The 15,417-nt window shown below is 74.7% G+C and carries 6 protein-coding genes and 1 pseudogene; 2 read left to right on the forward strand and 5 right to left on the reverse strand.

The window, feature by feature from the left end; all coding sequences use genetic code 11:
• Both LO772_RS07345 and LO772_RS07350 read left to right on the forward strand, forming a co-directional pair.
• On the forward strand, positions 1-2,937 hold the full coding sequence (locus tag LO772_RS07345) for a helix-turn-helix transcriptional regulator (protein WP_231777565.1): 2,937 nt from the start codon (positions 1-3) through the stop codon (positions 2,935-2,937).
• A complete protein-coding gene (locus LO772_RS07350) occupies positions 2,934-4,151 on the forward strand; it encodes a 3-deoxy-7-phosphoheptulonate synthase (protein ID WP_231777566.1) in 1,218 nt (405 codons plus the stop codon). Before LO772_RS07345 ends, LO772_RS07350 begins: the two co-directional genes overlap by 4 nt.
• Here LO772_RS07350 and LO772_RS07355 read toward each other — a convergent pair.
• From LO772_RS07355 to LO772_RS07375, 5 genes and pseudogenes are all read right to left on the reverse strand, one after another.
• Positions 4,111-4,446 (reverse strand): hypothetical protein, encoded by a 336-nt coding sequence (locus LO772_RS07355; RefSeq protein ID WP_231777567.1) that lies wholly within the window; start codon positions 4,444-4,446, stop codon positions 4,111-4,113. The genes LO772_RS07350 and LO772_RS07355 overlap by 41 nt on opposite strands.
• A gap of 105 nt (positions 4,447-4,551) precedes the next feature.
• Positions 4,552-6,150, reverse strand: coding sequence for a bifunctional 3-(3-hydroxy-phenyl)propionate/3-hydroxycinnamic acid hydroxylase MhpA (mhpA, locus tag LO772_RS07360; RefSeq protein ID WP_231777568.1), 1,599 nt, complete (start codon positions 6,148-6,150; stop codon positions 4,552-4,554).
• Positions 6,147-6,929 (reverse strand): arylamine N-acetyltransferase family protein, encoded by a 783-nt coding sequence (locus LO772_RS07365; protein WP_231777569.1) that lies wholly within the window; start codon positions 6,927-6,929, stop codon positions 6,147-6,149. The genes mhpA and LO772_RS07365 overlap by 4 nt, the downstream gene beginning before the upstream one ends.
• Before the next feature lie 2 nt (positions 6,930-6,931).
• Positions 6,932-10,048 (reverse strand): type I polyketide synthase, encoded by a 3,117-nt coding sequence (locus tag LO772_RS07370; protein ID WP_231777570.1) that lies wholly within the window; start codon positions 10,046-10,048, stop codon positions 6,932-6,934.
• Between the two features lie 107 nt (positions 10,049-10,155).
• Positions 10,156-15,387, reverse strand: a pseudogene (locus LO772_RS07375) (type I polyketide synthase); the annotation flags it as partial.
• Positions 15,388-15,417: the final 30 nt, after the last annotated feature.

Consider the following 15,417-nt stretch of genomic DNA (forward strand, 5'->3'; position numbering starts at 1 on the left):
ATGATGGGACGCGGGCCGGCGGCGGCGAACCCGCATCCGGGGGACAGCCGCGACGCCGACGCGGAAGTGTGGCTCACGATCATCACGGCTTGGGAGTGCCACGTGGTTTCGATGGTGGAACGCGACGAACACATCAACCATCTGGACCGGCTGCTCACCGGATGTCTCGCCGGGAACGGCCGCGCGGTTCTGGTCGAAGGACCGGCCGGGAGCGGCCGGACCGAACTGCTCCGGGCCTTCGCCGAGCGCGGCGAGGAACGCGGCGTCCGGCACCTGGCCGCGAGTTGTTCCGCCGCCGAGAGCGCCCTGCCGTTCGGGGTGGTCGACCAGCTCCTCGGCGGCGTCCCGTGGCCGCCGGAGCACGCGGACCGGATCACCGCGCTGCTCGGGTCGCTCGGCGGGGACGCCGTCTCCGACGCACCGCAGCCGCCGGAACTCGTCCGGGCCTGCCACGACGTCGCGCAGGCCCTGTTGGCCGCGTCGGCCGACACACCGCTGCTGATCACGGTCGACGACGTGCGCAACGCCGACCGGCCGTCCCGGGAGTTCCTGCTGCACCTGGTGCGCCGCCTGCCGCAGGCCGGCGTCCACCTGGTGATGACCGACGAGACGGTGCTGCGGCCCGAACACCGCCGGTTCCGCGCCGAGTTGGCCCGGCACCGGCACGTCGACCACCTGCGCCTGGCACCGCTGTCCGACGCCGGGGCGCTGCGGCTCCTGACCCGGGAACTCGGCGCGGAGGACGCGCACCGGGTGGGCGCGCCGATCCTCGCCGCGTCGGGCGGCAACCCGCTGCTGCTGCGCGCCCTGATCGACGATCACCGGCACTCCGGCGACGCGCCCGGCCGGGAGTACGCGATGGCGCTGCTGGGCTGCCTGCACCGCGCGGACCCGGCCGTCCTCCGGGTGGCCCGGGCGCTGGCGGTCCTGGGCGACGACACCGACGACGCCGAGATCGGCCGCCTGCTCGGCGGCGCCGACGGCGGCGAGACGGCCCGCGAGGTGCTGCGCGCCCTGGAGGCCGCCGGCCTGCTGGCGGCGGGCCGTTTCCGGCACCCGGCGGCCCGTGCCGCGGTCGTGGACGACCTCACGGCCGCCGAGCGCGCCGCACTGCACGGCAAGGCCGCGCACCTGCGCTACGCCCGGGGTGCCGACGCCCCGACGGTGGCCCGGCACCTGATCGAGGCGGACCGCGCACACGACCCGGCCCCGGGCGGGATCACCAGCGGGGCCGCCGAGCAGGCCCGGACCCCGTGGGCGGTCACCGTGCTGTCCGAGGCCGCCGAACACGCGCTGCTCGACGACCGCCACGAACTCGCCGCCCAGTGCCTGGGGTTGGCGCACCGGGCCGGCGGTGACGAGCGCACCCGGGCGACCCTGCGCTCGCGGCTCGCCGCGGCCGAGTGGCAGCTCGACCCCTCCACCGCGGCCCGGCACCTGACACCGCTGACCGCCGCCGTCCACGCCGGGCACCTCGACACGGCGGCCGGTCTGGTGCTCGTACGCCAGTTGCTGTGGCACGGCCGCAACGACGACGCCGTCGCCGTGCTCGACCGGCTGCGGACCCGGGCGAGCACCGCCAACCCCGGCAGCCTCGGGGAGGCCGCCGCCCTGCAGGACGCCGAGGTCTGGCTCGCGTACACCCACCCGGCCCTCGCCCGGGGCCGACGTACGCCCGCCCTGCCCGCGGACCTGCGGCACACCGTCGTCGCGCCGGGCACCGACCCGCAGTTGCACGCCGCCGCGGCCCTCGCCGACGCCTTGGCCCGGGGCCGCGCGCACAAGACCGCCGACCGCGCCGAGGAAGTGCTGCGCGACCTGCACCTGCACCGCCGCAGCCCCTGGGCGGAGGAGGCCGCGCTGCTGGCGCTGCGGGTGCTGGTGCCGGCCGGACGCCTCACCGAGGCGGCGGCGTGGAGCGAGCACCTGGTCCGGGCCGCCGAAGCCCGCGACGCGCCGACCGCACGGGCCGTCTACGCCGCCGCGCGCGCGGAAATCGCCGCGCGCCAGGGCGATCTGGTGACGGCCGTCGACCAGGGCCGGGCGGCACTCGGCCATCTCAGCCCCAAGGGCTGGGGCGTCGCGGTGGGCCTGCCGCTGGGCACCCTGATCCTGGCGGCCACCCGGACCGGCGAGCACGAGGAGGCCGCCAAGCAGCTCGCGCACGCCGTGGGCGACGCCATGTTCCGGTCCCAGTACGGGCTGCACTACCTGTACACCCGGGGCCACCACTACCTGGCCACGCGGCACAGTCACGCCGCGCTCGCGGACTTCCTGTCCTGCGGCGAACTCCTGCGCGACTGGGGCCTGGACGCCGCCGGGGTACTGCCGTGGCGCACCGCCGCGGCCGAGGCGTGGCTGCGGCTCGACAACAAGGACCAGGCACGGCGGCTGCTCCTCGAACAGCTCGGCCGCCCCAACTCCGACGGCTCGGGAACCCGCGGCCCCGCACTGCGCCTGCTGGCCGCCGCCGGGCCGCCCGGACGCCGGTTGCAGCTGCTGACCGAGGCGATCGACCTGGCCGAGGCGTCCGGGGACCGTTTCGAACAGGTGCGCGTCCTGGCCGACCTGAGCCGCGCGCACCAGGCCAACAACGACAAGCGCCGGGCCCGGCTGCTGCTGCGGCAGGCACTGCACGTGGCGAACATGTGCGACATGAAGCCGCTTGCCCAGGAACTCCTGTCGGTGTCCGCCGCGTTGGGCGGCGCGGAGTCGATGGCCGACGGCCTGGACCGCATCGGGGGCCTCACCGACTCCGAACGCCGGGTCGCCTCACTGGCGGTACTCGGCTACACCAACCGGGAGATCGCCGGAAAGCTCTACGTCACGCCCAGCACCGTGGAACAACACCTGACGAGGGTGTACCGCAAGCTCGGCATCCGCCGCCGCAAGGATCTGCCCGCGGACCTGTGGGCCAACCTGAGGAAGACGGGATGAGGGAGATGACGAGTCCGACGGACGCCGCCGCCCGTGCCACCCCCGCCGCCGCCCAACAACCGGACTGGCCCGACCCCGCGCGGGTGGACCGGGTACGCCGCCGCCTGCGCGCCCTGCCGCCCCCGGTCGCCCCCGCAGCGGTCGACCGGCTGCGCGGACGCCTCGCCGAAGTCGCCCACGGGCGGGCGCTGTTGCTTCAGGGCGGCGACTGCGCCGAGACGTTCGCCGGGAACACGCCCGCACACATCCGGGCCAACCTGCGCACCCTGCTGCACACCGCGACCCTGCTGGAGGTGGCGTCCGGCCTGCCCGTCGTCCCGGTGGGGCGCGTCGCCGGGCAGTACGCGAAGCCCCGGTCGAACCCGTACGACACCGACGGGCTGCCCTCGTACCGCGGCGACCTGGTCAACGCCACCACCCCCACGGCCGCGGCCCGCACCCCCGACCCCGCACGGCTGCTGCGCGCCCACGCCGACGCACGCGCGACCCTCGGCGTGCTGGACGCGGTCGCGGCCGAGACACGGACCGAACTGTTCGCCGGCCACGAGGCGTTGCTGCTGGACTACGAGATCCCGCTCACCCGACGCGCGCCCGACGGCGCCCGCCGCGGGCTGTCCGGGCACTTCCTGTGGATCGGCGAACGCACCCGCCAACCGGGCGGCGCACACGTCGAGTTCGCGCGCGGCATCGCCAACCCCGTGGGGGTCAAGGTGGGTCCGGGCACCACACCCGCCGAGGTGCTGGCGTACGCCGACGCCCTGGACCCGCACCGCTCCCCCGGACGCCTCACCCTCATCAGCCGCATGGGCGCGGACCGCGTCGCGGACGCCCTGCCGCCGCTGGTCACCGCGGTGGCCGCGGCGGGGCACCCGGTCATCTGGCTCTGCGACCCGATGCACGGCAACACCGTGGTCGCGAACTCGGGCCACAAGACCCGGCACTTCGACACGATCCTCGCGGAGATCCGCGGCTTCTTCGCCGTCCACGCCGCCCTCGGCACCCACCCGGGCGGCCTGCACCTGGAGTTCACCGGCGACGACGTCACCGAATGCCTCGGCGGCTCCCAGGACCTCCGGGACACCGACCTCCCCACCCGCTACGACACCGCCTGCGACCCCCGCCTCAACGCCCGCCAAACCCTCGACCTCACCTGCCTCATCGCAAAAACCCTCCTCACCCCCACCACCCCCCGCAAACCCCTGAACATCGCCTGACAACCCACCCCACCTCCCCGGGAACACCGTGACCGGGTGAGGCCAAACGACGACGCATCGACCGGGGCCCGGCGCGCGCGACGACCGCCGCCCGCGGCCCCGGCGGCCCCGCGAGCGGTTCACCGAAGCCGTCCGTGTGGACGGCGCCCTCGGCGCCGCGCCCGAAGGTGCCGCGCTGGATGTCGGCGACGCCCGCGACGTACTGGATCATCGTGGTCGTCGCGTAGGCCGCCTGCGCGTCGTTCAGCCCCGCGTCGCGGAACATGCCGAGTGCGGCGTCGATGAGGCGCGGCACGTTCGGCCCGTACCCGGACCGGCCCGGCCCCGCTCCGCCACGCGCCACCGCGCGTGAGCGACGACCGGTGGGCTGTTCGTCGGGTGGGGGTGTTGTCGCGGTGGTTCAGGGGGGTGGGGTGGTGAGGTGGGATTGGAGGCGGGTGAGGAGGGCTTTGAGGGTGTGGTGGTCTCGGGCGGCGCCGAAGGTGTAGAAGTCGGGGCGGATAAGGAGTGCGGCGGAGTCCGATGCCTTCAGGTGGGGGAGGTAGACGCCGTCGGTGTCCTCGGCGACGATGTCCCGGGTGGTGTGGGGGCGCGTCGTCCCGGTGGGGATGATGTGGACGACCTTGGCGGCCAACGCGTCCAGGAAGCGGCGCTGTTCGGTGTCGAGCAGGGTGTCGGTGGGGCGGTCGGTGAGGAGGACGAAGCCGCGGCCGACGGCGTCGTCGAACCGGGCTGCGGGAGCGCCGTCGACCGATACCCGTCCTTGGGGCACCAGTTCGCCCGCGGGCGCGGTCGGGCGGCCGTCCGCGCCGTGCCACAGCAGTCCACCGGTCAGGGCCTGGACGGGAGTTCGCGGTTGGGCGGCGCCGACCTCGCGGCGGGCGGCGCGCTCCTGCGCGGCCAGCATGACCGCATCGCGGTCGCGGGCCTTGGCCGGGTCGGTCTGGCAGATGACGCGGCCGAGGTCCATGGACATCCGCAGCGCGTGGCGCACGTGTTCGCGCCGCTCGGTCGTGTACGTGTCGAGGAGGGCGGGGGTGGCCCGCCCGGCGAGGACCAGGTCCAGCTTCCAGGCGAGATTGGCCGCGTCGCGGAAGCCCGAGCACATGCCCTGGCCCGCGAACGGCGGCATGAGGTGGGCCGCGTCGCCCGCGATCAGGACCCGGCCGCGCCGCCATTCGTCGGCGTAGCGGGCCTGGAACGTGTAGACGGCGTGGCGTTCGAGCGTCGCGGTCGCGCGGTCGATGCCGAACCGGGCCAGCAGCCGCCAGGCGTTCTCGGCGGTGCCGAACTCGTCGGGGTCCTCGTCCGGCAGGCGCATGAACTCCCAGCGGCGGTGGCCCGGTCCCGCCGACACCGCTGTGCGGGGGCGGGCCGGGTCGCAGACCTGGAGGTTGTTCGGTTCGAAGACGTGCGGTGCGTGGAGGGCCACGTCGCAGGTCAGCCAGTCATCGAAGAAGGCGAAGTCGGTGGAGGGGATGCCGAGTCGGGTGCGGACGAGGCTGTTCGCGCCGTCGCAGCCGACGACCCAGCGGGCGGTGAGCGTGTCGGGGCCGGGGCCGTCGAGGTCGAGGGTGACCGCGTCGCCGTGGTCGGCGAGGTCCGTGACCCGGGTGCCGCGCAGGACGCGCAAGGTCGGGAGGGTGGCGCCGTGGTCGGCGAGGGCCGCCTCAAGTCCGGGCTGGTACATGGACGTCGAGTCGGGCCAGCCGGAGTGCCCGGGGTCGGCGACGTCGACGCGGAAGAGGGTTCGGCCGTCGGCGTTGTGCCAGACGTAGTCGCGGGACGGCTCGGCGATCGCGCCCATCGCGCCGCCGATGCCGGCGGCGGCCAGGATGCGCGCCGATTCTCCGTCGAAGGACACCGCCCGCGGCATCGGGTAGGGCTTCGGCCACCGCTCGACCACGGTGACGCGGTGTCCGCGCGCCGCCAGCAGCAGCGCGGTGACCTGGCCGACCGGGCCGTAGCCGACGATCGCGACGTCCTCGGCGGCCGTCACGGGGTGTCCTGGCGCAGGATGTCGGCGAGGACGCGGGCGTGGTCGTCCGGGTCGACGACGCCGCGCATGCGCTCGTGGCCGCCGTCCACCGACACCAGGCGCCGGCCGATGAGGATGCGCTGCCCGGTCGCGAAGGCCCGGCCGCGCACGACGATGCCGCTGCCCGCGAGCCGGCGGGCGAAGGCCTCCAACTCCGGGCTGGGGGCGAGCCATTCGGCGAGGTCGCGGGGTCGGGGGTCGAAGCGGTAGACGGCCACCCAGCCGCCGGTCTGTCCCCTGCGCTGGACGACGTGGTAGCCGTCGGCCCGCACGATCCGGTAGTCGGTGCCGTATTGGCGGGTGACCGTGTCCGGCTCCACCGGCAGCGGCTCCAGGTAGGACGGGCCGACGAAGCCCACGTCGGCCAGGAGCTGTTGCCCGTCGAGGCGGACGAAACCGAAGACGTGCTCCAGGTCGGGGCCGAAGGTGTCGTCCACCTGCCGGATGCCGGCCGCAAGCACACCGGTGTCGTACCCGAGCCGGTCGAGCAAGTGCCGGAACAGGCCGTTGAGTTCGTAGCAGACCCCGCCTCGGCCGCCGAGCACGATCGCGTCGAAGGCGGCGTCCACGTCGATGTCGACGCCCGCCCACAGCGCGGTGCCCCGACCGGTGTTGAGGGAGGAGTCGTACGGAAGTGTCATCAGGTGGCGCTTGTGGAGGTCGCGCAGCGTCTCCCGGGTCGGCTCCGGTGTTCCGCGGAAGTCCAGCGCCTTGAGGTAGGCGTCGACGGAGAACACCATGGTCAGCTCCCCTCGTTGGCGGTGTCCGACAGCAACCGGGCGAGATGGCGGGCCAGTTCCTCCGGTGTCGGTTGGTCGAAGACGAGCAGGGCCGGGAGTTCGAGCCCGGTGACCGCCTGGAGCCGGTCGCGCAGTTCGACCGCCGTCAGCGAGACGAAGCCGACGTCGAAGAACACGCTGTCGGCGGCGACGCGTTCGCCCGCCTCGTGGCCGAGTACCGCGGTGGCCTCGGTCCTGACCAGGTCCACCAGCAGGTCCACGCGCTGTGGCGCGGAAAGCCCCTTCCAGCGCAGGGCGAAGTCGGCGCCGGGTGTGCCCTCGGTCGGGGCGTCGGTCTCGGTGTCCATCGGCGGCTCTCCTGGGGTGGTGGTGGCGACGGGGGCCGACTCCAGCCAGTAGTGGCGGTGTTGGAAGGGGTACGTCGGCAACGCGGACGGGCGGACGGGCGGCGCGTCGGCGAAGAGCGGCGACCAGTCGACCCGGACGCCCCGGACGTGGAGTTGTGCGGCGGACAGCAGGAACCGTGCGAGGCCCCCGTCGTCGCGGCGCAGGCTGCCGGTGACCACCGACGGGACGCGGGGCCCGGCGACGCCCTCCAGGGTTTCGGTGACGCTGTGCGCGAGTACGGGATGCGCGCTGATCTCGACGAACGCCCGGTGGCCGTCGGCCGCGAGCGCCGCGGTGGCCTCCGCGAACCGCACCGGGCGGCGCAGGTTCCGGTACCAGTAGGCCGCGTCCAGCTCCGGGCCGTCCAACCACCCGTTCTCGACGGTCGAATAGAACGGGACGCGCGCCGTCCGCGGCTTCACGTCCGCCAGCAGGTCCACCAACGCGTCGTGGACCGCCTCCACGTGGGAGGTGTGGGAGGCGTAGTCGACCGGGATGCGCCGCACCCGGACTCCCTCGGCCTCATACGCCGTGACCAGCGCGTCCAACGGCCCCGGATCGCCGGCGACGACGACCGACGAGGGGCCGTTGACCGCGGCCACCTCCACGCCCGCGCCCAGCCGTTCGCGGACCGCGTCGACCGGCAGCCCGATGGACGCCATCCCACCGTGCCCCGCGAGGCCGCGCGCGATCGCCTGGGAACGCAGCGCCACGATCGCCGCGGCGTCCTCCAGGCTGAGGATGCCCGCGATGTGTGCCGCCGCGATCTCCCCCTGCGAGTGGCCGACCACCGCGTCCGGCACCACACCCAGGGACTCCCACAGCCGGGCCAAGGCCACCATGACCCCGAAGGACGCCGGTTGCACGACGTCGACCCGGTCCAACGGCGTTCCGTCGCGGATCACGTCCGTCAGGGACCAGTCCGCGAACGGTGCGAGGGCGTCTCCCACCACGGTGAGGGCGTCCGCGAACACCTGGGAGGACGCCAGCAGTTCGCGTCCCATCCCCGCCCACTGCGCCCCCTGGCCGGAGAATACGAAGACCGTGTCGCCGTCGACGTCGGCCGTGCCGGTGACGACCTCGGGCGCGGCCTCGCCGCGGGCGAGGGCGGCGAGGCCGTCGCGGAGGCGGTCGCGGTCGGCCGCGACGGCAACCGCACGCTGTGTCAGTGCGGCCCGACCGGTGGCCAGGACCCGGGCGGCCCCCGCGCTGTCCGCGCCGGGAACTCCCGTGAAGTCGCCGAGACGGCGGGCCTGTTCGCGCAGCGCGGGTGCGGTCGCCGCGGACAGGAGCCAGGGCAGGACGGCCGGTTTCGCGTCGGGCGCGGCCGGCTCCGGATCACCTTGTTCCAGGATGACGTGGGCGTTCGTCCCGCTCACCCCGAAGGCCGAGACCGCTGCCCGGCGCGGACGGTCCGCGTCGGGCCAGGCCCGTGCCTCGGTCAGCAGCCGTACGGCTCCCGCCGACCAGTCCACGTGCGTGGAGGGCATGTCCACATGCAGTGTGCGCGGTAGCACCCCGTGCCGCATCGCCTCGACCATCTTGATGATGCCCGCGGCCCCGGCGGCGGACTGCGTGTGCCCGATGTTGGACTTCAACGACCCCAGCCACAGGGGCTGTTCGGCGGATCGTCCGGCGCCGTAGGCGGCGATCAGCGCCTGCGCCTCGATCGGGTCGCCCAGGGTCGTACCGGTGCCGTGGCCCTCGACCGCGTCGATGTCGGCGGGGGTGAGGCGGGCGTGTGCGAGGGCGCGGCGGATGACGCGTTGCTGGGACGGGCCGTTGGGGGCGGTGAGGCCGTTCGACGCGCCGTCCTGGTTGACCGCGGAGCCGCGGACGACCGCCAGCACGTGACGCCCCGACCGCCGTGCGTCGGAGAGGCGTTCGAGGAGGAGGACGGCGACGCCCTCCGCCCAGCCGGTGCCGTCGGCGGCGTCCGCGAACGCCTTGCAGCGGCCGTCGCGGGCGAGCCCGCGCTGCCGGGAGAACTCGACGAACGGGGACGGCCGCGCCATCACCGCCACGCCGCCCGCGAAGGCCCGCGCGCACTCGCCGGCGCGCAGCGCCTGCGCGGCCAGGTGGACGGCGACCAGCGACGACGAGCACGCCGTGTCGACGGTGACGGCCGGGCCTTCGAGGCCGAGTGCGTACGCCACCCGCCCGGAGGCCACCGAGCCCGAGTTGCCCGTGGCGAGGAAGCCCTCCAGCCCCGCGGGGACCTCCCGGAGGCCGGTGGCGTAGTCGTGGTACATGACGCCGGAGAAGACCCCGGTGTCGGTGCCGCGCAGCGCGTGCGGATCGATTCCGGCGTGTTCCGCGGCCTCCCAGGTCACTTCGAGGAGCAGTCGCTGCTGCGGGTCCATCGCCAACGCCTCGCGCGGCGAGATCCCGAAGAACGCCGCGTCGAAGTCGCCCGCGCCGTGCAGGAATCCGCCCTCGTCGACGTACGACGTCCCCGCCCGGTCCGGGTCCGGGTCGAACAGGTCGTCCAGCTTCCAGCCCCGGTCGGTGGGGAACGGGCCGACGCCGTCCCGGCCTTCGGCGACGAGCCGCCACAGGTCGGCGGGCGAGGCCACGCCGCCGGGCAGGCGGCAGGCCATGCCCACGATCGCGATCGGCTCGGTCGCGGCGTCGGACAGCCGGGTGTTCTCGCGGGCCAGTCGCTCGTTGTCGGTCAGTGCGGCCCGCAGCGCCTCGACCAGCCGGTCCCGCGGGTCAGTGGTCGTGGTCATGACTGCCTTTCGCCAAGGGCTCGTGCGACAAGTGCGTCGACGTCCATGTCCGCGATGGCGACCCGGAGTTCGGACGGGGCCGCGGGTTCCGGGTCGGGCACCGGGGCCGGGGCGTCCTCCGACGCCTCCGGGCCGGGGATCAGCTCGGCCAGCAGGTGCCGTGCGAGTGCGGCCGGGGTGGGGTGGTCGAATACGAGCGTCGCGGGCAGCCGGACAGCGGTCGCCTTGGTGAGGCGGTTGCGCAACTCCACGGCGGCCAGCGAGTCGAAGCCGATCTCCTGGAACGCCCGCCCGGCACCGACCGCGTCCTTCGTCGCGTGCCCCAGCACGAACGCCGCGGCGCCCCGCACGAGTTCGAGGACCTCCTTGGCCCGTTCGCGCTCGGTCAGCCGCGCGAGGCGCCGGACGAACCCGTCGGTCTCCTCCGCCGACGACACCGCCCTGCGGGGCGGCCGGACGAGCCCGTGCAGCATCGGGCTCAGCTCCCCGGCGGCGGCCTGGGCGCGCAGCGCCGCGTAGTCCATCCTGGTCGGGATGAGCAGCGCGTCGTCCGCGCGCAGCGCCGCGTCGAAAAGGGCCAAGCCCTCGTCCGTCGACAGCGCGCGCAGCCCGCCGCGGGCCAGCCTGGCGACGTCCGCGTCGCCGAGGTGCCCGGTCATGCCGCTCGCCTGCGACCACAGGCCCCAGGCCAGGGACACCGCGGGGAGGCCCTGGGTGCGCCGCAGTTGTGCGAGGCCGTCCAGATAGCCGTTCGCCGCGGCGTAGTTGGCCTGCCCGGCGTTGCCGAGCACGCCCGCGCCGGACGAGAAGAGCACGAACGCCGCCAGGTCCAGCCCCCGGGTCAACTCGTGCAGGTGCCAGGCCGCGTCGACTTTGGGCCGGTACACCGCCTCCAGCCACTCCGGGTCCAACACCGTCAACACACCGTCGTCCAGGACCCCGGCCGCGTGCACCACGGCGGTGAGCGGGTGTTCGGCGGGGATGTCGCGGACTATCGCGGCGAGTTCGTCGCGGTTCGCGGCGTCGGCGGCCACGATGGTGGCATGGGCGCCCGCCGCCGCCAGCTCCGACAGCAGTTCCGAGGCACTGTCCGCGGTCGGCCCGCTCCTGCTGACCAGCACGAGGCGCCGTACGCCGTGGGCGGCCACCAGGTGCCGCGCCACCAGGCCGCCGAGGGTGCCGGTGCCGCCGGTGATCAGGACGGTGCCGTCCGGGTCCAGCGGCCTGGCGGGCGCCGTGTCGGTCGGGGTGGCCCGGGCCAGCCGGGGGACGGTCGTCCGCCCGCCGCCGACGGACACCTGGGACACACCCGACGCGACGATCGCCGGGAGAAGGCGGTGGGCGTCGGGGGCGGAGTCGGTGGCCACCAGCACGACGCGGCCCGGCTGTTCGAGTTGGAGGCAGCGGGTGAGCCCCCACACGGCACCGACGGCGGGCGCGGTGGCCGGGTGGTCGGTGAGCAGGACCAGCGTCAGATCGGCGTTGGCCGGGTCCACGAAGCGGCTGTGCAGGAACTCCACGGCCGCCACGACGAGTTCGCGGGCCGATGCGGGGTCCCGCGCGGGGCGGCCGGTGAGGTCGAGGACGGCCCGGTCCGGCACCGGCGCGCCGGTCGCCGGGAGCGCGAGCGGGGTTCCCCAGTCGAGCCGGTAGAGGTGGTCGGCCGCGACGGTTCCGAGGGCGGCGACCCGCGACGCGGCGACGGGACGCAGCGCGAGCGCGCCGATGTCCGCGACGGGGGCACCGGCGGGGTCGGCGAGCGTGAGGGCGAACGCCTCCGCTCCCGTCCGGCGCGCCCGGACGCGCAACGCGGTGGCACCGGACGCGTGCACGGACACGTCGGTCCAGGCGAACGGCAGCAGGAGTTGCCCGGGGTCGGGTTCGGCGAGCCCGAGGAAGTGGGTGGCCTGGAGCGCGGCGTCCAGCAGGGCGGGGTGCAGCGCGAAACCGTCCGGGGTGAGGCCTTCGGGCAGCGCGACCTCCGCGAGGATGTCCTCGCCGTGGCGCCAGACCCCGCGCAGCCCGCGGAAGGCGGGGCCGTACGAGAAGCCGTTCGCGGCGAGGCGGTCGTGAAAGCCGTCGAGCGGGAGCGGCCGGGCCGAGGCGGGGGGCCAGGGCTCGGCACCGTCGGCTGGGGTGCCGGTTTCGGTGTCGGCGGTCGATCCGCCGGTCCCGGCGCCCGCGGTCCCGGATTCCCCGGCCGCGGGGCCGGTGGTCGGCCCGGCCGCGTCGGGGACGACGTAGCCCTCCGCGTGGCGCGTCCACGCCTCGGCGCCTTCGGGCCGCGCGTATACGGCGACGGTACGGCGCCCGCCCGCGTCCTGTGCCGCCCCCACGCTCACGTGCACGTGGGCCGCGCCGTCGGCGGGGAGCGCGAGCGGCGTCTCGACCACGAGTTCCCCGACGGTGCCGAGGCCCGTCTCCTCCCCCGCCCGTACGGCGAGTTCGAGCAGTGCGGCACCCGGCACCACGACGGTTCCGGCCACCGCGTGGTCGGCGAGCCAGGCCTGGTCCCGGGCCGCGACGCGGCCGGTCAGCGCCACCGCGCCGTCGGGGAGCGCGGCGACCGCGCCGAGCAGCGCGTGGCCGGCCGGCTCCAGTCCCGCGCGGCGGACGTCCGCCGCGGCCTTGCCCGGCTCCAGCCAGTACCGCTCGTGCTGGAAGGCGTAGGTGGGCAGTTCGGCGCGGGGCGGGGGGTTCGGTCCGAACAGCGGTGTCCAGTCCACGGGGACACCCCGGACGGACAACTCGGCGGCGGAGTGCAGGAAGCGGTCCCATCCCCCGTCGTCGCGGCGCAGGGTTCCGGTGACCACGGTGGGGGCCTGCGTGTGGGTGTCCAGTGCCTCGACCACACCGGGCACCAGGACGGGGTGGGGGCTGACTTCGAGGAACACCCGGTGGCCTTCGGCCGCGAGCGCGGCGGTGGCGTCCGCGAACCGCACGGGTTCGCGCAGGTTCCGGTACCAGTACGCCGCGTCCAGCTCCGGGCCGTCCAACCACGCGTTCTCGACCGTCGAGAAGAACGGGACGCGGGCGGGCCGGGGCTTCACGCCCGCGAGTACGTCCGCCAACTCGGGCTGGATGGCCTCGACTTGGGAGGTGTGCGAGGCATAGTCCACCGGAACGCGCCGCACACGCACGCCGTCGGCCTCATAGGCGGCGACGAGCGCGTCCAGGGCCGCCGGGTCGCCCGCGACCACGACCGACGAGGGGCCGTTGACCGCGGCCAACTCCACTCCCGCGCCCAGTCGTTCGCGGACACGGTCGGCGGAGGCCCCGACCGACGCCATGCCGCCGCGTCCGGCCAGACCGCGGGCGATGACCTGCGACCGCAACGCCACCACCGCGGCGGCGTCCTCCAGACTCAGCGCACCCGCGACATAGGCCGCGGCGATCTCCCCCTGCGAGTGGCCCACGACCGCGTCCGGCACCACGCCCAGGGACTCCCACAGCCGCGCCAACGCCACCATCACGGCGAAGGTCAGGGGCTGCACCACGTCGACGCGGTCCACGGGGGCTCCGTCACGGAGGAGTCGGGTCGGCGACCAGTCGGTGTACGGTGCGAGAGCGTCCCCGACCTCCGCCAGGGCCGCGGCGAACACCGGTGACTCATCGAGCAGTTCCCGTCCCATGCCCACCCACTGCGCGCCTTGGCCGGGGAAGACGAAGACCTGGCGGCCCTCCACGTCGGCCGTACCGCTCACCACGCCGTGCGCGGTCTCCCCCCGGGCGACAAGGTCCAGTGCCGCGGCCCGGTCGGGCGCGAGTACCACCGCCCGGTGCTCCAGTGCGGCCCGCGACGTGACCAGGGCGTGGCCGACGGACACGTCGGAGGGGGCGTCGGGTGCGGTGATCGCCGTACGCAGCCGGGCCGCCTGCCCGCGCAGCCCCGCCTCCGTGGCGCCCGAGAGCACCCACGGGACGACGCCACCCGGTGTGGGGGCGGGAGCGGGCTCGTCCTCGACCACCGGTGCCTGTTCGAGGATGACATGGGCGTTGGTCCCGCTCACCCCGAACGACGACACCCCCGCCCGACGCGGACGATCCACCTCCGGCCACTCCCGCGCCTCGGCCAGCAACTCCACCCCACCCGCCGACCAATCCACCTTCGACGACGGCACCCCCACATGCAACGTCCGCGGCAACACCCCCCGACGCAACGCCTCCACCATCTTCACCACACCCGCCACCCCCGCAGCGGCCTGCGCATGCCCCACATTCGACTTCAACGACCCCAAAAACAAAGGCTGTCCACCCGAACGACCCGCACCGTACGTCGCCAACAACGCCTGCGCCTCGATCGGATCACCCAACGCCGTCCCCGTCCCGTGCCCCTCCACCACATCCACATCACCCGGACCCAACCCGGCATCCGCCAACGCCCCCCGAATCACCCGCTCCTGCGCCGGACCACTCGGCGCCGTCAACCCATTCGACGCACCGTCCTGACCCACCGCCGAACCCCGCACCACCGCCAACACCTCATGACCCAACCGCCGCGCATCCGACAACCGCTCCAGCACGAGGACACCGACGCCCTCGGCGAGTGCGGTGCCGTCGGCCGTGTCGGCGTAGGCCTTGCACCGGCCGTCGCGGGCGAGGCCGCGCTGCCGGGAGAAGTCCACGAAGACCTCGGGCGTGGCCATCACGGCGACGCCGCCGGCCAGCGCCAGCGTGCTCTCCCCGTCCCGCAGCGACCGGACCGCCAGGTGCAACGCCACCAGCGACGACGAACACGCCGTATCCACGGTCACCGAAGGCCCCTCCAGACCCAGCGTGTACGACACACGCCCGGACGCGACCGAGGCCGAGTTGCCGATCCCGAAGTACCCCTCCAGGCCGGGCGGCAGGTTGAGCACATGGTGGGCGTAGTCGTGGTACATGAGCCCGGTGAAGACGCCCACGCTCTCACCGCGCAGCGACGTCGGGTCCAGGCCCGCGCTCTCCAGCGCCTCCCACGACACCTCCAGAAGCAGCCGCTGCTGCGGGTCGATCGCCAGGGCCTCGCGCGGCGAGATCCCGAAGAACGCCGCGTCGAAACCGCCGGGGTCGGCGAGGAAGCCGCCCTGGTCGGTGTACGTCCTGCCGACGGCGTCCGCGTCGGCGTCGAAGAGGGTGTCGAGGTCCCAGCCCCGGTCCGCCGGGAAGGCGGTCATCGCGTCGGTTCCGTCGCGTACCAGCCGCCACAGGTCGGCGGGCGACCGCACGCCGCCGGGGAGCCGGCAGGCCATGCCGACGATCGCCACCGGTTCGGACCGGCGCGACTCCACGTCGCGGAGGCGCTTGCGGGTCCGCTTGAGGTCGGCGGTGACACGCTTGAGGTAGTCGCGGAGCTTGTCGTCGTGCGGCATCGGTGATCTTCCTCGTGT

This window comes from Yinghuangia sp. ASG 101 (genome assembly GCF_021165735.1).
In the GTDB taxonomy this organism is placed as follows: domain Bacteria; phylum Actinomycetota; class Actinomycetes; order Streptomycetales; family Streptomycetaceae; genus Yinghuangia.